Raw genomic sequence first — 18842 nt, forward strand, 5'->3', positions numbered from 1 at the left:
GGATAACTTGCGTTAGCTTTTCTTGACGCGATAGACCGCAAGACTACCACGCCAGTTCACGCCCCAGCGCACGGTCTGCCCGTCGTGCAGTACCACGCGGTCGAGAATTTCGATGCCGACTTCCGGTGCGAGCGCTTCGAAGTCCTCGATGGTCAGCACCCGCACGTTCGGCGTGTTGTGCCATTGATAAGGCAGCGACTTCGACACCGGCATGCGCCCCTGCAGCACCGACAGCCGATGCGCCCAGTAACCGAAATTCGGAAACGACACGATGCATTCCTTGCCCACCCGCACCGTCTCGCGCAGGATCGCGGCAGTTTGGTGAATGGTTTGCAGCGTCTGCGACAGAATCGCGAAGTCGAAGCTGCCGTCTTCGAACAGGCGCAGGCCGTCTTCCAGATTCTGCTGGATCACGTTGACGCCGTTTTGCGTCGACGCCAGCACGCCCGCGTCGTTGATCTCGATGCCGTAGCCCTGCACGTCGAGTTCTTCGGTCAGCAGCGACAGCAGCGAGCCGTCGCCGCAGCCGAGATCCAGCACCGTGGCGCGCGGTTCGACCCAGCGGGCGATGGCGCGGAAGTCCGGGCGCAGCGCCAGGTAATCGAGTGCTCGCTGGTTCATGCGTTCACCTCGTTCGCAATACGTTCGTAGTAGGCGCGCATCACGTTGTGATAGCGCGCGTCGTCGAGCAGGAAGGCGTCGTGGCCGTGCGGCGCGTCGATCTCCGCGTAGGTGACGGTGCGCTTGTGGTCGAGCAGCGCCTTCACCAGTTCGCGCGAGCGGGCCGGCGCGAAACGCCAGTCGGTCGTGAAGCTCGCAATCAGATATTTCGCCGTGGTGTGTGCGACCGCTTTGGTCAGATCACCTTCGAAAGCTTTGGCGGGATCGAAGTAGTCGAGCGCGCGCGTGATCAGCAGATACGTATTCGCGTCGAAGTAGTCAGCGAACTTGTCACCCTGGTAGCGCAGGTACGACTCCACTTCGAACTCGACGTCGAAGTTGAAGTTGTACGCGTCCAGTGCGCCTTCCGCGCGGCGCAGCGAACGGCCAAATTTCTCGGCCATGTCGTCGTCCGACAGATACGTGATGTGGCCGATCATCCGCGCGACGCGCAGGCCGCGCTTCGGCTTCACGTTGTGCGCGTAGTAGTTGCCGCCGTGGAAGTCCGGGTCCGACAGGATCGCCGAGCGCGCGACCTCGTTGAACGCGATGTTCTGTGCCGACAGCTTCGGCGTGGATGCGACCACGATGCAATGCGCGACGCGCTCCGGATACATCATGCTCCACGCGAGCGCCTGCATACCGCCGAGGCTGCCGCCCATCACCGCGGCGAATCGCGTGATGCCGAACTGATCGGCGACGCGCGCCTGGGCGTTGACCCAGTCTTCGACGGTGACGACCGGAAAGGTCGCGCCGTACGGGACGCCGGTTGCCGGGTCGATACTCATCGGCCCGGTCGAGCCGAAGCACGAGCCCAGGTTGTTCACGCCGATCACGAAGAACTTGTCGGTGTCGAGCGGCTTACCCGGGCCGACCATGTTGTCCCACCAGCCGACGTCTTTCGGGTTGTCCGCGTACACACCCGCGACGTGGTGCGACGCGTTGAGCGCGTGGCACACCAGTACCGCATTGCTGCGAGCGGCGTTGAGCGTGCCGTAGGTCTCGACCATCAGGTCGTAACCGGTCAGCGAGCTGCCGTTCTGCAGTTGCAGTGGCTCGGTGAAATGCATTGTTTGGGGAGCGACGATACCGATCGATTCCATTCATTCCGCCATTAAAAAAACAGGCGGCTAGATGGCGTCGGCGAAGCACGGAGGAACGACTGTGTGCGCGGCTGACGACCTCTTTAGCCGCATTTATAGTGAACCGCGGGAGTATTCCAGCGGTTCGCGCGCCCGCAATCGAGTCAGCAAATCGGCGCGTGATGAGTGTTCAGGGTGATCCGGATCGCGGTCCCGGATGCATCGAAGGGCCGCGTTCAGGCGCAAAGTATAGCGGAAAATTTCGTGCGACATCATCGCCGGCGCACCCTCGCGCGGTGCGTGCCACGCGGATTACTGAAGGATCAGCAGCAGTTGTGCGTCGGCGTGTTCGGCGGGCATCCGGGCAAAACCGCTGCGCACATAACGATGCCAGCGGCCGATGATGTAGCTCAACAGCAGGCTCGCACGGATCGCGGGATCGTAGCCGGCAGGCAGCGGGGCGGCAGCGTGTGCGGCGTCGTTCGTCCCTTCGCTGGCGTGCGCATCCGCTTCCGTCTGCGCCAGCCGCAAACACTGCTTCAGCGATGCCTCGACGCGCTCCAGCATCTGGTTGACGCGCTCGGTCAACCGTTCATGCTCGCCGACCAGCGCCTCGCACGTCAGCACGCGTGTCATACCGGGGTTCTTCGCGGGGAAATTGAGCAGCATCAACGCGATGGCGCGTGCTTGCAGCACGCCGTTGCTTTCCTTGTCGGCGATCTGGTTGATGAGGCCAAAGAGCGTTTGCTCGATGAACTCGATCAAGCCTTCGAACATTTGCGCCTTGCTGGCGAAATGGCGGTACAGCGCGGCTTCGGACACACCGAGCCGGGCGGCAAGCGCCGCCGTAGTGATCTTTTCGCTTTTCGGCGCTTCCAGCATTGCGGCGAGCGTCTGCAGAATGTGCACGCGACGCTCGCCCGGCTTCAGACGCTGCGCGCGCTGGGTGGCCGCTGCATTGGCCGGCGCAGTGGCTTCGTGTTCGGCTAAGGCTTCGTCAGGTTTGTCGATCGGCTGCATGGCTGTCGTCCCGGCTGCTGTCCCTTCCATCGAACCGAGCGGCTGCCCAGTCGTAGCGATTTTAACGAACGAATGCACCGGTCGACATAATGCGGCCGGCCGGTGCCCGGCAGACGCGTCGGCACGCCCTCCGCGTGCGGCTTGCGCGGCAGATGCCCGGTGATCCACACCGTGCGGATGCCGAGACGCCGATAGTTCTTCAGATGCGAGCGCGTGTCTTCGACGAGGATCGCATCCTTGAGCGAGACATGGGCGTCGTGCATGGCCTTGCGCAACATCGCGTGATCGGGCTTGGCGCGCCAGCGCCGGCGATCGCGCATATGCTCGATGGCGATCACCTGCTCGAACAGACGCTCGATGCGCAATTCGGCCAGCACCGCGCGCGCATACGCCTCAGGCGCGTTGGTCAGCACGATCTTGCGGCCCGGCAACGCCGCGACGAGGCGCGCAAGGCCGCGTTCGTGACGGATCATCGAGCCGAGATCGGGGAATGTGTGCACGACCTTCAGGAAGTCGATCGCGTCGAGCGGATGGTGGCGCGTCAGGCCAAGCAGCGCTGCGCCGTAGCGCTGCGTGTAGCCGGTGCGCAGACGGTTGGCTTCGTCGATGTCCACCTGCAGCGCGTCGATGATGTACTGCGTCATGCCGTGGTTGATCGCCGGGAAGATGGCGTGCGAGGCGTGGTGCAGCGTGTTGTCGAGATCGAACAGCCAGACCGGCTTGCCGCCTGCGATATGCGGACGACGGCGGCGAGAAGTGGGGGTGCGCATGGTGGAGAACGCCGTTCAGGCGCGGACGGTCGCTGCTCGCGGCGAACGTGGAGCGTTCGCGATGCGGGTGGCGGGAGAGAAGAAGAGTGCTGGCCGGTGTGCCACGAGCGCGCTTCGAGAGTGGTTGCGCACGCCGGACACCGCGCATTTGTCGGGCAGTGTGCCCGGCTGCGCAGCGTAACCGCACGGCACACATGACGCGCCGTTGCGACGCGCCGTGTGTGCCGGGTTTGATGCTGGAGTCAATGCGCAGGCATCAATGCGAGCGGATCATCGTGCCGAACGGCTGTTCGGTGAGAATCTCCAGCAGCACCGAGTGTTCGATGCGGCCGTCGATGATGTGCACCGAGCGCACGCCGCTCTTCGCCGCGTCCAGCGCCGACGATATTTTCGGCAGCATGCCGCCGGAGATCGTGCCGTCGGCGAACAGGCCGTCGATTTCGCGAGCCGACAGATCGGTTAGCAGATTGCCTTCCTTGTCCATCACGCCCGGGATGTTGGTCATCATGACGAGCTTTTCGGCGTTCAGCACGACCGCCAGCTTGCCGGCGACCAAATCGGCGTTGATGTTGTACGACAGGCCGTCTTCGCCGAAGCCGATCGGCGAGATCACCGGAATGAATGCGTCGTCCTGCAGCGCCTTCACGACCGCCGGATTGATCGCCTCCACTTCACCCACCTGGCCGATGTCGACGTACTGGCCCGGGTTGTCGCGATCCGGCATCAGCATCTTGCGTGCGTGGATCAGGCCGCCGTCCTTGCCGGTCAGGCCGACCGCGTGGCCGCCGAAGTGATTGATCAGCGTGACGATGTCCTGCTGCACTTCGCCGCCGAGCACCCATTCGACGACTTCCATCGTCTCTTCGTCGGTGACGCGCATGCCCTGAATGAACGTGCCCTGTTTGCCGATCTTCTTCAGCGCCTGGTCGATTTGCGGACCGCCGCCGTGAACGATCACCGGATTGATGCCGACCAGCTTCAGCAGGATCACGTCGCGCGCGAAGCCCTGCTTCAGACGCTCCTCGGTCATGGCGTTGCCGCCGTATTTGATGACCACGGTCTTACCGTGATACTGGCGGATGTAGGGCAGCGCCTCGGCCAGGATTTCAGCCTTCAGGGTGGGCGCGATCTGCGAAAGGTCGGGAAGCTCGGACATGGCGGCAGGCTCAGGCACGGAACAGTTAAAACAGGGCGAATTGTACAGGAGTGGCGCGCTGCAACAGGGTTTTCGATAGCTGCGCGCGCCGCGGGCGGCGTGGCCTTTGCGCACTGCGCAACGGCAGGCCGCAGGCTTCGCTCGACCATGAAGCTTAACGCGCTCACGTGACGTTCGTGAATTGGCCGAATGGACGACTCACGCGGGCTCGCCAGTCGTGGCATCATCTCCTGATCGATGCCTCGGCGCACGTCCCAGCCCGTCATGAAACCGTCCGCTTCCCGTTCGACCAACAGCCCGCGCTGTCCGCGCTGCGGTAATGCGTTCGATTGCGGCAAGCATGCGCAGCCGTTCGAGTGTTGGTGCCGCGAGATGCCGTCGTTACCGGCGGACAGGCTCGATCCGGCGCGCCCCTGTCTGTGTCCCGAATGTCTGGCCGGGGAGATTGCGCAAGCGGCTCATGCGGGACCGGGTGCCGGCTCGGCCTGATCTGGCTGTAGCACGCGGCGAGGCCGGCGCTCCGTCGGCGAAACGCCGCAGAGCTTAGGCCGTGCGATGTTGGGCAGCCAACGTGCGCAGGTCGCGGGAGACCGCTTCCAGCGGCGGCTCCCATTCGCCGAACCGCGGCTGCCGGTACAGCGTCGCGCTCGGATACCACGGGCTGTCGTTGCGTTCGAGCAGCCAGACCCAGTGCGGATTGACGTCGAGCAGCACCCACGTGCGCTGGCCGAGCGCGCCGCTCAGATGCGCGACGGACGTGCACACCGTGATGACCAGATCGAGTTCGCTGACGAACGCGGCGGTGTCGTCGAAAGTCGCGAATTCGGCGGTGTGGTCGGTCATCGGCAGACCGGCCGCTCGCGCGGCGGTCACGTCGGCGTCCGCGCCCGGTTGCAGCGAGTAGAACGCCACGTCCTGCATGCCGCCGAAATGGGCCGCGTAGCGTTCCCATCCGACACGCCGGAACGAATTGCGCTGATGGCCAAGGCTGCCGGTCCACGCGAGTCCGACCTTGAGCCGCGATTCCCCTCCGAGCCGCTTGCGCCACGAGTCGCGCGCCGACGCTTGCGCAAACAGATACGGCGAGGCAGCCGGAATCGTTTCCTCGCGCGTCTCGAACATCAATGGCAGGCTGAGCAGCGGAATTTCATAGTCGAACGGCGGTAGCGTTTCGACGCCTCCACCGGCGGAGTATTCGTCCACATGGCTGCCGAGGCTGCGCGCAAGCAGCGCGCCCATGTGCGGAAACGAATTCCACGACAATCGGCCGCCCTCGCGATGAACACGCTCGGCCAGCATCGGGATATAGCGGCTGAATTGCAGCAGGTCGCCCATGCCCTGTTCGCCCCACACCAGCAGAGTCTTGCCCGCGAGCGGTTCGCCACGCCAGGCGGGCGCCGGCATCTGCGGACGGCCACCGCGGAGTTCCTGCGAGCCGTCCCAACGCGCCTCGTGCGACAGCCAGCCGTTCGCGTACTCGCCGCGCACGAGTTGCAGCATCCCGAGACCGGCGCGCATCGTGGCGTCATGCGGCGCCAGCGTGCAGGCCGTTGTCGCGGCGTGTTCGGCTTCGCTCCAGCGTTGCGCTTCGCGTAGCGCCAGCGCATAGTTGTTGTGCGACAGCGGGCTGTGCGGCGCGCATTGCACGGCGCGTGCGCCCGCTTCCAGCGCATGCGGCAGATCCATGCTCAAGCGATACGTGTTGGTGAGATTGATCCAGCCGTCGCCATTGCCGGGTTCGTCGCGAACCGCGCTTTCCAGCAACGCCCGTTGTTCGTCCAGGTCCCCGCCGCTGAGTATCAGCGCGGCGGCGAGATTGTTGCGCAATTGCGGCAAGGTCGGTTCGATGGCGAGCGCGCGACGATACGGGGCGACGGCTTCGCGATGCAGATTGGCGATCTGCAGCGCGAAGCCGAGACGAAAGTGCGTAAGAGCGCGATGCGGATCGAGTTGAGCAATAATGGCGGCGAGCTCGATCGCGTCGCGCTGACGATGCTGTTCGGAGAATCTTGCGATGAGTGCGGCGAGCGAAGCGTCGTCGAGTGGATGCAGCTGCGCCGCCGCCTCGAAACAGGCAGCCTCCGTTGCCGCGCTACCGCTTTCCCTCGCTGCGGCGGCATCGCGCAAATAATTCAGGAAAGCTGATGAGGCGTCGGCTTCGCGGTCGGAGGTAGGCGGCATGGAACGGTTGCGCGGCGCGGGCGCCGATGACGAAAGACCGGACCATACGACGCTGTCGCAAAAGCAATATGTTACCGGCGGCACCGCTGCAAAGTAAGTCGGAGTATTCCGAACGGGTGGATTAAAGTGATGCACCGTATAACCAACACCGGCCGGGTCAATCTTGGCCATCTGTTCTGGCTGCGCAGCCTCGCCATCATTGGTCAGCTCATGACGATCGCATTCGTGCAGATCTTCATCGGCGTGAACCTGCCGCTGCCCGCGATGCTGCTCGTGATCGCGCTCGAAGTGCTGTTCAACGCGCTCACGTGGTGGCGCGTGTCGCAGCAACGGCCCGAGTCGAACATGGAATTGTTCGGCCAGATCTGGGTCGATCTCGGCGCGTTGTCCGCGTTGCTGTTTCTCTCCGGCGGCACCACGAATCCATTCGTTTCGCTCTACCTGCCGTCGCTCGCGATTGCCGCCGCAGTGTTGCCGTGGCAACTGATGGCATGGCTCGCGGCGTTCGCCGTGACCTGCTACGCGGTGCTCGGTTTCGATTCCGTGCCCCTCAATCTCGACAACCCCGCAAACCTCTTCGACTACTACCGCGCCGGCATGTGGGTCAACTTCATGGTCAGCGTCGGGCTGATTGCATGGTTCGTCGCGCGTATGTCGCGAGCGCTGCGGCTACGTGACGCAGCGCTCGGAGAAGCGCAGCAGCGCTTGCTTCAGGACGAACGCGCGGTCGCGCTCGGCGTGCAGGCCGCCACCGTCGCTCACGAAATAGGTACGCCTCTGTCTACAATCGCGATGTTGTCCGAAGAATTGCGCGACGCGGCACGCAGCGACAAAGGGCTCGCACCGTACAGTGCCGATCTCGAACTGCTCGAACAGCAGATGACGTTATGCACGTCGGCGCTGGCCCGCTTACGCAGCCGCGCGTCGACGACAACCAATCGACAGCCGGTCGGCGAGTGGCTCGAATCGTTTGCCGAGCAGTGGCGCCTGCGTCATCCGCATGTGAAGTTCGAACGGGTCGGCGCACCACCCGCGGACGTCAGTCTCGACGACACGGTGGCCGTCAGCCAGATCCTCACGATCCTGCTCGACAACGCCGCGCGCGCGAGCCGCGATCACGTGACGCTGTCGTGCGCGCTCGATCCACGCGGCGAGAAAGTCGTGTTCGAAGTCTGCGACGCGGGCCCCGGGATTCCGGCTGCACTGCGCGGCTCCCTTGGCGCGACGCCGGTGGACAGCACACAGGGCGGTCACGGTGTCGGCCTTTATCTGGCCTTCTCGGCGGCGTCGCGTCTGAAGGGTTCGATCGAGCTGACCGACGTCAGCGCGATCAAGCCGCGCGGCACGCGTGCGGTGCTGAAACTTCCGCTCGCCGGCGGGCGCAAATTTTCTGGCGCGGGCCGTCAAGGCGCCACGCCATCCAACACGGAGAAACAGGCATGAGCGAAAAGAATTTTCTGGTGATCGACGACGATGAGGTGTTCTCCGGCATCCTCGCTCGCGGTCTGACGCGGCGCGGTTACACGGTGAGCGAAGCGCACAACGCGGACGAGGCGATCAAGCTGGCGAACCAGCAGAAGTTCAGCCAGATCACGGTGGATCTGCACCTCGGCAACGACTCGGGCCTGACGCTCGTCGCGCCGTTGCGCGATCTGCAGCCCGACGCGCGCATGCTGGTGCTGACCGGCTATGCGAGCATCGCCACCGCGGTGCAGGCGGTGAAAGACGGCGCGGACAACTACCTCGCGAAGCCCGCCAACGTCGAGACGATCTTATCGGCGCTGCAAACCGAAGCGAGCGCGCTGCAAGCGGAAGAGGCGATCGAACATCCCACGCCGTTGTCGGTGGCGCGTCTGGAGTGGGAGCATATTCAGCGCGTGCTGGCCGAACACGGCGGCAATATTTCGGCCACGGCGCGGGCCTTGAACATGCATCGTCGAACGTTGCAGCGCAAGCTGGCGAAGCGGCCGGTCAAACAGTAAGTCGTTCTACTTCGACGTAAGCAATGTGACAAAGGAAAAACGGGCTGCCTTCGATTAAGGCAGCCCGTTTTTTTGTGCGTCAGATTTGATCTGCGTCAGCCAATATGAACAACCTGACGCAGCATGTGCATGAACACGGATATCACAGCACGTAACGCGACAGATCTTCGTCTTCCGCCACTTCGTTCAGCGCGCGATCGACATACGCCGCGTCGATCTGCACGGCTCTGCCCGAGTGGTTGCCCGCCGAGAACGACACCTCTTCGAGCAGTTTTTCGATGACCGTGTAAAGACGCCGCGCGCCGATGTTCTCGGTCTTCTCGTTGACCGAGTAAGCGATCTCGGCCAAGCGCCGAATCCCGTCGTCGGCGAATTCGAGATGCACGTCTTCAGTGGCGAGCAGTGCCTGATACTGCTTGACGAGGCTCGCATCGGTCGACACGAGGATCGATTCGAAGTCGTTCACCGACAGCGAGTCGAGTTCGACGCGAATCGGAAAGCGGCCTTGCAGTTCGGGAATCAGATCGCTCGGCTTGGCCAGATGAAACGCGCCGCTCGCGATAAACAGAATGTGATCGGTCTTCACCATCCCGTACTTGGTGTTGATCGTGGTGCCTTCGACGAGCGGCAGCAGATCGCGCTGCACACCCTGGCGGGACACTTCGCCGCCGCCGGCTTCGCTGCGCGACGCGATCTTGTCGATCTCGTCGAGGAACACGATGCCGTTCTGCTCGACGTTCTGCACCGCCTTGGTTTTCACCTCTTCGTCGTTGAGCATCTTGCCGGCTTCTTCGTCGGTGAGCACCTTCAGCGCTTCCTTCACCTTCATCTTGCGGCGCGCCTTCTTGCCGCCGCCGATGTTCGCGAACATCGAACGGATCTGCTCGGTCATGTCTTCCATGCCCGGCGGCCCCATGATGTCCATGCCCGCTTGCGGCTGTTCGATGTCGAGTTCGATTTCCTTGTCGTCGAGCAGGCCTTCACGCAGACGCTTGCGGAACGTTTGACGCGTGGTGCTGCTTTCGTCGGCGGTGTCGGCGGCGCTCGAACTCGCACCGAAACCGACCGGGCGTGCGCTCGGCAGCAGGATGTCGAGAATGCGGTCTTCAGCCTGGTCGCCGGCCTTGGTCCGCACTTTGCGCATTTCCGTTTCGCGAGTCTGCTTGACCGAAATCTCGATCAGATCGCGCACGATGCTGTCCACGTCGCGGCCCACATAACCGACTTCGGTGAACTTGGTGGCTTCGATCTTGATGAACGGTGCATCCGCGAGCTTCGCCAGACGCCGCGCGATTTCGGTTTTGCCGACGCCGGTCGGTCCGATCATCAGAATGTTCTTCGGCGTGATTTCCTGGCGCAGCGGGTCTTCGACCTGCTGACGGCGCCAGCGGTTGCGCAGCGCGACGGCCACGGCTTTTTTCGCGCGGCCTTGGCCGATGATGTGTTTGTCGAGTTCGGAGACGATCTCGGCAGGGGTCATTGTGCTCATCGTGGGTCCTTACTCGATCGTCTCGATAACGCGGTTGTGGTTCGTGTAGATGCACATGTCGCCGGCAATCTCCAGCGACTTCTCCACGATTTCGCGGGGCGACAGCTCGGTGTTGTCGGTGAGCGCTTTCGCGGCGGCCTGCGCGTAAGCGCCGCCCGAGCCGATCGCGCAGATGCCGCCTTCCGGATCGAGCACGTCGCCGTTGCCGGTGATGACGAGGGTGGTGGTCGCGTCGGCGGCGATCAGCATCGCTTCCAGACGACGCAGCATGCGGTCGGTGCGCCAGTCTTTCGCGAGTTCAACGGCGGCGCGCGTGAGGTTGCCCTGATGTTTTTCCAGCTTCGCTTCGAAGCGGTCGAGCAGCGAGAAGGCGTCGGCCGTGCCGCCGGCGAAGCCGACCAGAACCTTGCCGTTATAGATGCGCCGGACCTTCTTGGCACCGCCTTTCATGACGATGTTGCCCAGCGTCACCTGGCCGTCGCCGCCGAGCGCGACCTTGTCGCCGCGGCGGACGGAGACGATCGTCGTGCCGTGAAATTGCTCCATATGCGTTCCTCTTTGCAAAACGGGTAGGACGCGGCAGCGCGACGCGCTACCGCATGAATCCTGAAAACGGACGGCGCGCGACGCTGTAATTCGACTGGTCGGCGCGCGCTCGTGCAGCGCATGTTCGATTTATTTTAGGGCGTGCGCGGTCATATCAAGAGCTGCCGAATGGCATAAGACAAAAAACCGGGGATTGGGTGCGTGCGCGGCAATGGTGCAGCGGCGGGCGGTGCGAACGGGCAAGTTTCGCCGCGAGGCGCCTCATGCCGCGAAAAACGCCGAGCGTCGGATGTCGAACCGCATCGCCGAAACCGAACAGCGGCAGGCATGAAACCGCTTCACAATGCGGCACACGACTGCGTCGCACAAAAGAAAAAAGGCGCACGTTTCACCGTGCGCCTCTCGACGAAGCAGCGTGTCAGGGCGCGGAGCCGAAGCCGCGCCACAGGCTTTCAGTCGCCGAACAGCTTCTGGCGCAGTTCGCGGCGTTCCTGCGCTTCGAGCGACAGGGTTGCCGTGGGCCGCGCGAGCAGACGCGGAATGCCAATCGGCTCACCGGTTTCCTCGCACCAGCCGTAGTCGCCGGAATCGATGCGCGCGATCGATTGCTGCACCTTCTTCAGCAGCTTGCGTTCGCGGTCGCGCGTGCGCAGTTCGAGCGCATGCTCTTCCTCGATCGTTGCACGGTCGGCCGGGTCCGGCACGATTACGGTTTCGCGCAGGTTTTCGGTCGTCTGGCCGGCATTGCGGAGAATGTCCGCCTGCAGCTGTTCGAGCTTGTTCTTGAAGAAGGCGAGCTGATCCTCATTCATGTAATCCTTGTCGCTCATCTTCAGGATTTCGGCTTCGGTCAAGAGTCGTTTCGTCGTCATCTGGCTTACTTCTTCAATGTGAGGCAAAACTCTTACATAGTGCCCGCACTTTCGTATTGCCCGCAAAGGCGCCTCGAGGACGCGGAAGCGCGAAGGCGGGCACGAACGGTGGACTGTCGTGACGCCGGAGCGCCTGGCGCCCACACGCCGGGCGTCGCAACGCCAATGCGGGGCCGAACTCCTCTGGAAACCGATTCTCAAATGCTCCTGAGGTATTGCTTGCCGGCAGCGCACCTTGTCAGGCAGTGCCGGCCGGCATGATCGGCGTAGTACCCGGACAAGTTTTTTCCGGCGCCGCTTCAGGCCCGGCGCGACCTACGCGCTGACCGGGCAATTCGTTGTCATTCTCCAGTGGGGACGTATTGTAACTGAATCACAATCCGGTACCGCAACTAGCGAAAATCTCCTTACAGCGCACCGATATCCCGAAAATATAACGCGCGCACGACCAAAAAGCGATGGTCGTGCACGTATTAATACAGCAGGGTTTTCACGCGCTTTTCATTCGCGTGACTTGTTCGGGCCTTGCAACCTGACGTCGGGCGCATTCGGCAGATGATTAGCGCCACGCATACGGCGACATGTGGCGAGCGCAGCAGCGCGGCGTGTGCCGCGCCGCTGCCGCAGCACGGCAAGCGCCCGCGCTTAGGCGAGACAGGCGTCCAGGCCGTCGGTGATCAGGTCTTGCGGCAGTTCGATGCCGATGAACACCATCTTGTTGGTCTTCTTCTCGACCGGCTGCCATTTCGCGGCCAGATCGCTGCCCATCATCTGATGCACGCCTTGGAATACGACCTTGCGATCGACACCCTTCATGTACAGCACGCCCTTATAGCGCAGCAGGCGCTCGCCATAAATCTGCAGAATGCCGCCGAGAAAATCTTCGAGCTTGTTCGGATCGAACGGACGATCGTTGCGGTACACGAACGACTTGATCTTGTCGTCGTGATGCGCATGGTGGTGGTGCGCGTGATCGTGGCCTTCGTGGTCGCAATGGCCGTGGTCGTGATCGCAGTTTTCGTGATCGTGGTCGGCGTGCGTATGGCCGTGCTCGTCATGCGCGTGAGCGTGGTTGTGGGCGTGCTCGTCTTCGGCGAGGAAGTCCGGGTCGATTTCCAGCTTCGAATTCAGGTTGAAGCCGCGCAGATCGAAAATTTCCTTGATGTCCGCTTCGCCGAAATTGACGACCTTGATCGCCGCCTTCGGGTTCATGTGCAGCAGACGGTGGCGCAGATCGCTCACGTGCTTTTCGTCGACCAGATCGGCCTTGGTGATGAACAGGCGGTCGGCGAAACCGACTTGACGCTGTACCACTTCGTGTTCGTCCAGTTGATGGTTCGCGTGCTTCGCGTCCACCAGCGTGATGATCGCGTCGAGCAGGAATTCGCTGGCGATCTGGTCGTCCATGAAGAACGTCTGCGCGACCGGGCCCGGATTCGCGAGACCGGTGGTTTCGATCACGACGCGGTCGAAATCCACTTCGCCCGCCTGTTTCTTCGCCGCCAGATCGCCCAGCACGCGCGACAGGTCGCCGCGAATCGTGCAGCAGATGCAGCCGTTGCTCATCTGGATGATCTGCTCGCTGGTGTCCTGCACGAGGATTTCGTTGTCGATGTTCTCTTCGCCGAACTCGTTTTCGATGACGGCGATCTTCATGCCGTGTTTTTCGTTCAGGATGCGCTTGAGCAGGGTGGTTTTGCCGCTGCCGAGAAAGCCGGTCAGGATGGTGACTGGGAGCATGTTGGTCGCCTGTAGTTCGTGAAACGGTGCGTGATCGAAAGCGTAGCCGGGCGCGGCGACCGGATGGCGCGCAGCCCTGTCTAGCCGGTTATTGAACCATATCTGTCAAGCCCGCGCTGACGGCCGGGGTTCGCGCCCGCTGGCGCCAGCGCCGCCCGCGCGCAAAACGAGCCTGAAAAATAGGCTCAAATTATGGGCGATCAGGCGATTTGCAACAGCAGACCCTTCAGGTATTCGCCCTCCGGGAACGCCGTGAGCAAGGGATGATCCACGCCCGCGCCGAGGCGCTTGAGAATGCGCGCATCGACGCGCGCGTCGGCGGCCGCGCTGGAGACGATCTTCTGGAACAGTTCGGAGTCGATCGCGCCCGAGCACGAGTAGGTGAACAGCAAACCGCCCGGGCGCAGCAGCTTCAGGCCGGTCAGGTTGATGTCCTTGTACGCGCGCGACGCGCGGTCCACGTGTTCGCGCGACGGCGCGAATTTCGGCGGATCGAGCACGATCAGGTCGAAGCGCTCGCCCTCGTCGTACAGGCGGCGCAGCGTCCTGAACGCGTCGGCATCGAGCCAGGTGGCGCGTTCGGCGTCGAAGCCGTTGGCCGTTACGTTCTGCTGGGCGAGCGCCAGAGCTTCGCCCGACGAATCGATCGACACCACCCGCTTCGCGCCACCCTTCAACGCCGCCAGCGAGAAGCCGCCGGTGTAGCAGAAGCAGTTCAGCACCTCGCGATCCTGCGCGAGCTGCTGCACTAGCAGGCGGTTGTCGCGCTGATCGACGTAAAAGCCGGTTTTGTGGCCGTTGCGCACGTCGACGTGATAGCGCACGCCGTTTTCGCTCGAAATCAACGCATCCGATGGCGCCTCGCCCGCCAGCACGCCGGTGATCTGTTCGAGTCCTTCCTTCTGGCGAATCGACACGTCCGAACGTTCGTAGACATTCGGGCAGCCGGTCGCGCCGACCAGCGCCGCGACGATTGCTTCCTTCCACGCCTCGACGCCCGCCGCCATGAACTGGCAAACCAACTGACTCCGCTGGCCTGGGTCCGCGGCGACGTAATGATCGACGATCAAGCCGGGCAGGCCGTCCGCTTCGCCGAAAATCAGCCGTACCGCGCCGGTGTCGTGCACCATCGTCTGACGATGCGCGAGCGCGCGCTGCACGCGGCGCTTGAAAAACGCATGATCGATCGGCTCGGTTTCGTCGAAGCTCCACACGCGCGCGCGGATCTGCGAATGCGGACTGTAGGCGGCGCGCGCGAGAAAGCGGCCGTCGTGCGCGCGCACCAGCACGGTTGCGCCGGGCGCGGGATTGCCATCGACGCGGTCGATCGCGTTGGCATAGACCCACGGATGGCGGCGCAGCAGCGATTTTTCTTTCGACGGTTTGAGCGTAACGGTATTCATCAGGGTGTCAGCAGAGCAAGGGGCCGGGTGGCAACGCGCACGCAGCGAGTGAAGCGAAAGCGCAGGAGACTACAAGCCGCAATAAGCGGCGTCAGTCGCGTTTTTTGGCGCGCGGATGCGCCTGGTCGTAGACGTGGGCGAGGTGCTGGAAATCGAGCGCGGTGTAGACCTGGGTAGCGGTGATGCTGGCATGGCCGAGCAGTTCCTGCACGGCGCGCAGATCGCCGCTCGACTGCAGCACGTGCGTAGCGAACGAATGCCGCAGCACGTGCGGATGTACGTTGGCGGGGATGCCCGCGACCAGCGCCGCGCGCTTCACGCGCTCACGCACGACATTCGGCGACAGGCGGTTGCCGCGCGCCGACAGAAACAGCGGATGCGGATCGTGCTTGACCATCTGGTCGCGCACCGCGAGCCATGCGTTCAGCGCGTCGAGCGCCTTGCTGCCGACCGGCACGATGCGGCGCCGGTTGCCCTTGCCGAGCACTTCGACTTCGGCGGAGTCCAGCTTGAGCCAACCGGCAGAGCGGTAGCCGTCGGCGTCGGCGAAACGGGCGTCGAGGCCGACCAGTTCAGCGAGACGCAGACCGGACGAGTAAAACAGTTCGAGCATCGCGTGATCGCGCAACCCTTCGGGCGATGCGACGGGCGGCGTTTCCATCAGGCGCGTGGCGTCGTCGACGGACAGGGCCTTGGGCAGCGTCCTCGCCTGCTTCGGCGCGCGCACGGTGGCGACCGGATTGGCCGGCAGTTCGACGCGGCCTGCGAGCCAGCGATAAAACGCGCGCCACGCGGACAGCCGGTGGCTGATCGAGCGCGCCGTCAGACCGCCCGCATGCGCGCGCGCTACGGCGCCGCGAATGTCGACGGCGCTCAGGCTTTCGAGCGGCCGACCTTTGGCCAGCAGCCTGAGTTCTTCGAGTTCGTGCGTGTAGCTGCGCAGCGTATGCGCCGAGAGCCGCCGCTCATGTTCGAGGTTCGACAGATACGCGGCGATCGGGTCGGCGGCGGTCACGGTAGCGGGCTCGGGCGCGTGCGTGCGGGCGCAGGCTCAGCGCGGCAGCAGACGGCTCAGCGCGGCGCTCGCCAGCGCGCCGATCTGCGTCAGGAAATCGGTGGCCATGCCGTCGTGGAAGCGGCGCGCATCGGCCGAGCCCATCACCAGCAGACCGAAGGTGGGCGCCTCTTCGTTGGCCTCCGGGTCGCGCAGCGCGAGCAACGCAATCGATTCGGTGACGTGCGCCGACTCGGACGTGGCATTGCCGCCCGCGCTCTCGTCCGCCACCGCGCCGACTGCCGGAGTTAGCCACTGCGCGGCTTCGAAGCCGGTGTTCGCGCCGCAGTACGGCGTCGTGAGACTGCCCGCGAAAATGCGCACTTCCTCGCCGACGTGGCGCGCGAAGTCGGCCTGAGCGTAAGGCTCGGCCACGTCCCACACGCGCAGCGCGGCCTGCGGCACGTCGAAAATCTCGCGCAAACCGGTGGCGATCGTGCGCGGCAGCGCGTACGGATCGCGCTCGGCCATCACGCGGATGGTCCAGCGGTTGAATTTCGACGCGATGCTGTCGTTCTCGTGGCCGTAACGCAGCAGTTCGGCGAGGCGTCGTTCGAGATGCTTGTTCTTGTCGCGCAGCATTTCCATCTGCCGTTCCTGCAGCGACACCGCGGCTTTGCCGTGCGGGTTCCCGAGCCGGATGGTCGCAAGCATTTCCGCGTGTTCGGCGAAGAATTCGGGGTTGGCAAGCAGGTATTCGGCGACTTCGCGATCGTTCATGGTTTCGGCTAAAGGACTACGGGACGACGCCCCGGGGGCGGCGCATCGGTCAATGAGTTTAAGCGGCCAACGAGTCGGCCAGTTCGATCTCGCCTTCGAAAACGGTGGCGGCGGGGCCCGCCATCAGCAGCGGTTCGCCTTCGCGGGTGCTGTCCCACGTGATCGTCAGCTTACCGCCGTGCGTATGGACCAGCACCGGTGCGTCCAGCAGCCCGCGCCGGATGCCTGCCGCAACTGCCGCGCAGGCGCCCGTGCCGCACGCGAGCGTTTCGCCCGCGCCGCGTTCATACACGCGCAGCCTGATCTCGCTGCGGCCGACGATTTGCATGAAGCCCGCATTCACCCGCTGCGGGAAGCGCGCATGGCGTTCGATCACCGGGCCTTCGACCAGCACCGGGAACGCTTCGACGTCGTCGACCACCTGCACGGCGTGCGGATTGCCCATCGACACCACTGAAATCCAGCGCGTCGTGCCGTTCACGTCGAGCGGCCAGAGCGTGTCCGCGCCTTCGCGGCGCCCTTCGAGGCCCTTGATGGCGAACGGCACGCGTTCCGGGTCGAACACCGGCGTGCCCATGTCGACCAGCACTTCACCGTTGTCCTGCACGGTCAGCGTAATGATGCCCTTCTGCACTTGCACGCGCACGCTGCGCCGATCGGTCAGGCCGCGGTCGCGCACGAACTTGACGAAGCAGCGCGCGCCATTGCCGCAGTGCTCGACCTCGCCGCCGTCGCAATTGAAGATGCGATATCGGAAATCGACGCCATCCACGGTGGGCTTTTCGACCAGCAGCAATTGATCGGCGCCGACGCCGAAGTGCCGGTCCGCGAGCGCGCGCACCTGCGCCGGGCTCAGGTTGACCGGTTGGGTGAAGCCGTCGAGCACGACGAAGTCGTTGCCCGCCCCGTGCATCTTGGTGAATTTCAGTTTCATCGCGCTATTGTAAGTGACGCACCGGCAGGTGAGCCGAACGCCGCGTTATTTCCGCGTTCGGGCGGCTTGTCCGGCTGGCTGCGCCGGCGTCGTTCAGCTCGATCCGGGTCAGTACACGCTCGGCACGCCCGGCGGCCGGGTCTTGAAGCGCTTGTGCACCCAGTAATACTGCTCGGGCAGCAGCGGAATCTGTTCTTCGAGGAAGGCGTTCATGCGCCGCGCGTCCTCGTCGTCGTCGCCGGTGGGATAGTTGTCCCAGGGCTTGAACACCTTGAGGCGGTAACCCTTGTAGTTCGGCAGCACTTCGCCGATGAACGGCACGACCTGCGCGCGGCCGACCTTCGCGAGACGCCCCACCGCGGTCAGCGTGCAGGTCGGCACGCCGAAGAACGGCACGAAGGTGGAATTGCGCGCGCCGTAGTCCATGTCGGCGCCGAGCATGACCGGCTTGCGTTCGCGCAGCCAGCGCAGCACGATGCGCGCGCTGTCGGCGCGGCTCGCCATGTCCGCGCCGAAACGCGCGCGCGCCGCTTTGGCGATCTCTTCGAGTTCCGGGTTCGACATCGGCTGATACAGTGAGCCGCATTGACGCTTGAGCGAGTAGTTCAGGAAGATCGACCCGGCCTCGATGCCGACGAAGTGAAAGCCGAGAAACAGCGTAGGCGGCAGGTTCGGGTCCGTCAGATCGATCGCGCTGTCGAGCTGGATCAACTTTTCGAGTTTTTTCGCCGAGCCGAACCACTGCACGCTGCGTTCGATGTAGCTGCGGATCGCGTGGCGGAAGTGTTTCTGCGCGACATCTTCGCGGCGCTCGTCGCTCCACTCGGGAAAGCACAGCGTCAGGTTGGTGTGCACGATGCGCTTGCGGCGGCTCGGAATCTGATAGAGCAGCCAGCCGAGCCCGTCGCCGAAACGGGCGACGAGGCCATAGGGCAGCAGTGCAAAAAGTTTCAACAGCCCGATCGCGAGCTTCGCGCCATAGCGGCTCAGCATGCCGCCTCCAGGAAAGAAGAGGCACTGCGCACGACGGATTTCAGGAAAGCGGAGAAATTGACGTAATACCGCACTCGTGGACACTCTGTGACAATCAAAGGAAGTCGCTATAATAAGGGCTTCGCCGAGTTAATAGACAACTTGCGGGGCGAAGCTGGCGGGTGCGATCCATGTGATATGCGCCGGCCGGTCAAGGTAATCCGCTAAAGCGTCGCCGCTTCAGGCTCCCGAAGCTGGCTA

18 protein-coding genes are annotated in these 18842 nt (G+C 63.8%); 3 read left to right on the forward strand and 15 right to left on the reverse strand.

Annotated features, from left to right (window positions below; all coding sequences use genetic code 11):
• Positions 1-12: 12 nt before the first annotated feature.
• The 5 genes from metW to argB all read right to left on the reverse strand — a co-directional run bounded on the left by metW (position 13) and on the right by argB (position 4688).
• Positions 13-621, reverse strand: a complete 609-nt coding sequence (gene metW, locus HV770_RS14145) for a methionine biosynthesis protein MetW (protein WP_121316265.1) — start codon at positions 619-621, stop codon at positions 13-15.
• Positions 618-1763, reverse strand: coding sequence for a homoserine O-succinyltransferase MetX (metX, locus tag HV770_RS14150; protein ID WP_175160476.1), 1146 nt, complete (start codon positions 1761-1763; stop codon positions 618-620). The genes metW and metX overlap by 4 nt, the downstream gene beginning before the upstream one ends.
• A gap of 291 nt (positions 1764-2054) precedes the next feature.
• Positions 2055-2762 carry a nucleoid occlusion factor SlmA gene (slmA, locus tag HV770_RS14155; RefSeq protein WP_175160478.1) on the reverse strand — a complete coding sequence of 236 codons (708 nt, stop codon included), beginning with the start codon at positions 2760-2762 and terminating at the stop codon, positions 2055-2057.
• On the reverse strand, positions 2729-3532 hold the full coding sequence (locus tag HV770_RS14160; RefSeq protein WP_175160480.1) for a pyrimidine 5'-nucleotidase: 804 nt from the start codon (positions 3530-3532) through the stop codon (positions 2729-2731). Before HV770_RS14160 ends, slmA begins: the two co-directional genes overlap by 34 nt.
• A 256-nt stretch (positions 3533-3788) precedes the next feature.
• On the reverse strand, positions 3789-4688 hold the full coding sequence (argB, locus tag HV770_RS14165) for an acetylglutamate kinase (protein ID WP_007179687.1): 900 nt from the start codon (positions 4686-4688) through the stop codon (positions 3789-3791).
• A 264-nt stretch (positions 4689-4952) separates the two neighbouring features.
• On the opposite strand from argB, the gene HV770_RS14170 reads away from it, so the two are divergent.
• On the forward strand, positions 4953-5177 hold the full coding sequence (locus HV770_RS14170) for a cysteine-rich CWC family protein (protein WP_175160482.1): 225 nt from the start codon (positions 4953-4955) through the stop codon (positions 5175-5177).
• Positions 5178-5231: 54 nt separating this feature from the next.
• On the opposite strand, the gene HV770_RS14175 is transcribed toward HV770_RS14170, so the two are convergent.
• Entirely contained in the window at positions 5232-6869 is a 1638-nt protein-coding gene (locus HV770_RS14175) for a hypothetical protein (RefSeq protein ID WP_175160483.1), read from the reverse strand.
• A gap of 129 nt (positions 6870-6998) precedes the next feature.
• On the opposite strand from HV770_RS14175, the gene HV770_RS14180 reads away from it, so the two are divergent.
• Complete coding sequence (locus HV770_RS14180) at positions 6999-8312, forward strand: ATP-binding protein (protein WP_175160484.1); 1314 nt, start codon at positions 6999-7001, stop codon at positions 8310-8312.
• Positions 8309-8851 carry a response regulator transcription factor gene (locus HV770_RS14185; RefSeq protein WP_121316273.1) on the forward strand — a complete coding sequence of 181 codons (543 nt, stop codon included), beginning with the start codon at positions 8309-8311 and terminating at the stop codon, positions 8849-8851. Before HV770_RS14180 ends, HV770_RS14185 begins: the two co-directional genes overlap by 4 nt.
• Before the next feature lie 142 nt (positions 8852-8993).
• On the opposite strand, the gene hslU is transcribed toward HV770_RS14185, so the two are convergent.
• From hslU to HV770_RS14230, 9 genes are all read right to left on the reverse strand, one after another.
• Positions 8994-10340, reverse strand: a complete 1347-nt coding sequence (gene hslU / locus HV770_RS14190; RefSeq protein ID WP_175160485.1) for an ATP-dependent protease ATPase subunit HslU — start codon at positions 10338-10340, stop codon at positions 8994-8996.
• Positions 10341-10349: 9 nt separating this feature from the next.
• Positions 10350-10886: an ATP-dependent protease subunit HslV gene (gene hslV, locus HV770_RS14195; RefSeq protein ID WP_175160486.1), complete on the reverse strand. Its 537-nt coding sequence runs from the start codon at positions 10884-10886 to the stop codon at positions 10350-10352.
• Between the two features lie 452 nt (positions 10887-11338).
• Positions 11339-11758 carry an RNA polymerase-binding protein DksA gene (dksA, locus tag HV770_RS14200; protein WP_012431412.1) on the reverse strand — a complete coding sequence of 140 codons (420 nt, stop codon included), beginning with the start codon at positions 11756-11758 and terminating at the stop codon, positions 11339-11341.
• 645 nt (positions 11759-12403) lie between these two features.
• Entirely contained in the window at positions 12404-13498 is a 1095-nt protein-coding gene (locus HV770_RS14205) for a CobW family GTP-binding protein (RefSeq protein WP_175160487.1), read from the reverse strand.
• A 200-nt stretch (positions 13499-13698) separates the two neighbouring features.
• Entirely contained in the window at positions 13699-14901 is a 1203-nt protein-coding gene (locus HV770_RS14210; protein ID WP_175160488.1) for a class I SAM-dependent rRNA methyltransferase, read from the reverse strand.
• Positions 14902-14992: 91 nt separating this feature from the next.
• Positions 14993-15916, reverse strand: coding sequence for a tyrosine recombinase XerC (xerC, locus tag HV770_RS14215; RefSeq protein ID WP_175160489.1), 924 nt, complete (start codon positions 15914-15916; stop codon positions 14993-14995).
• 36 nt (positions 15917-15952) lie between these two features.
• Positions 15953-16675 carry a DUF484 family protein gene (locus HV770_RS14220; protein ID WP_175160491.1) on the reverse strand — a complete coding sequence of 241 codons (723 nt, stop codon included), beginning with the start codon at positions 16673-16675 and terminating at the stop codon, positions 15953-15955.
• Between the two features lie 58 nt (positions 16676-16733).
• On the reverse strand, positions 16734-17609 hold the full coding sequence (gene dapF, locus HV770_RS14225) for a diaminopimelate epimerase (RefSeq protein ID WP_175160493.1): 876 nt from the start codon (positions 17607-17609) through the stop codon (positions 16734-16736).
• 108 nt (positions 17610-17717) lie between these two features.
• Positions 17718-18602 carry a lipid A biosynthesis lauroyl acyltransferase gene (locus tag HV770_RS14230; protein ID WP_175160495.1) on the reverse strand — a complete coding sequence of 295 codons (885 nt, stop codon included), beginning with the start codon at positions 18600-18602 and terminating at the stop codon, positions 17718-17720.
• Positions 18603-18842 lie beyond the last annotated feature (240 nt).

This window comes from Paraburkholderia fynbosensis, from assembly GCF_902859935.1.
Classification (GTDB): Bacteria; Pseudomonadota; Gammaproteobacteria; order Burkholderiales; family Burkholderiaceae; genus Paraburkholderia; species Paraburkholderia fynbosensis.

What these genes read in the sequence shown, in the direction of transcription:
- HV770_RS14185 (WP_121316273.1), top strand. Translation starts at nt 8,309, where the DNA reads ATGAGCGAAAAGAATTTTCTGGTGATCGACGACGATGAGGTGTTCTCC.
- slmA (WP_175160478.1), bottom strand. Translation starts at nt 2,762, where the DNA reads ATGCAGCCGATCGACAAACCTGACGAAGCCTTAGCCGAACACGAAGCC.
- hslU (WP_175160485.1), bottom strand. Translation starts at nt 10,340, where the DNA reads ATGAGCACAATGACCCCTGCCGAGATCGTCTCCGAACTCGACAAACAC.
- HV770_RS14180 (WP_175160484.1), top strand. Translation starts at nt 6,999, where the DNA reads ATGCACCGTATAACCAACACCGGCCGGGTCAATCTTGGCCATCTGTTC.
- HV770_RS14230 (WP_175160495.1), bottom strand. Translation starts at nt 18,602, where the DNA reads ATGCTGAGCCGCTATGGCGCGAAGCTCGCGATCGGGCTGTTGAAACTT.
- dksA (WP_012431412.1), bottom strand. Translation starts at nt 11,758, where the DNA reads ATGACGACGAAACGACTCTTGACCGAAGCCGAAATCCTGAAGATGAGC.
- metX (WP_175160476.1), bottom strand. Translation starts at nt 1,763, where the DNA reads ATGGAATCGATCGGTATCGTCGCTCCCCAAACAATGCATTTCACCGAG.
- HV770_RS14160 (WP_175160480.1), bottom strand. Translation starts at nt 3,532, where the DNA reads ATGCGCACCCCCACTTCTCGCCGCCGTCGTCCGCATATCGCAGGCGGC.
- HV770_RS14210 (WP_175160488.1), bottom strand. Translation starts at nt 14,901, where the DNA reads ATGAATACCGTTACGCTCAAACCGTCGAAAGAAAAATCGCTGCTGCGC.
- HV770_RS14175 (WP_175160483.1), bottom strand. Translation starts at nt 6,869, where the DNA reads ATGCCGCCTACCTCCGACCGCGAAGCCGACGCCTCATCAGCTTTCCTG.
- dapF (WP_175160493.1), bottom strand. Translation starts at nt 17,609, where the DNA reads ATGAAACTGAAATTCACCAAGATGCACGGGGCGGGCAACGACTTCGTC.
- HV770_RS14220 (WP_175160491.1), bottom strand. Translation starts at nt 16,675, where the DNA reads ATGAACGATCGCGAAGTCGCCGAATACCTGCTTGCCAACCCCGAATTC.
- hslV (WP_175160486.1), bottom strand. Translation starts at nt 10,886, where the DNA reads ATGGAGCAATTTCACGGCACGACGATCGTCTCCGTCCGCCGCGGCGAC.
- HV770_RS14205 (WP_175160487.1), bottom strand. Translation starts at nt 13,498, where the DNA reads ATGCTCCCAGTCACCATCCTGACCGGCTTTCTCGGCAGCGGCAAAACC.
- HV770_RS14170 (WP_175160482.1), top strand. Translation starts at nt 4,953, where the DNA reads ATGAAACCGTCCGCTTCCCGTTCGACCAACAGCCCGCGCTGTCCGCGC.
- metW (WP_121316265.1), bottom strand. Translation starts at nt 621, where the DNA reads ATGAACCAGCGAGCACTCGATTACCTGGCGCTGCGCCCGGACTTCCGC.
- argB (WP_007179687.1), bottom strand. Translation starts at nt 4,688, where the DNA reads ATGTCCGAGCTTCCCGACCTTTCGCAGATCGCGCCCACCCTGAAGGCT.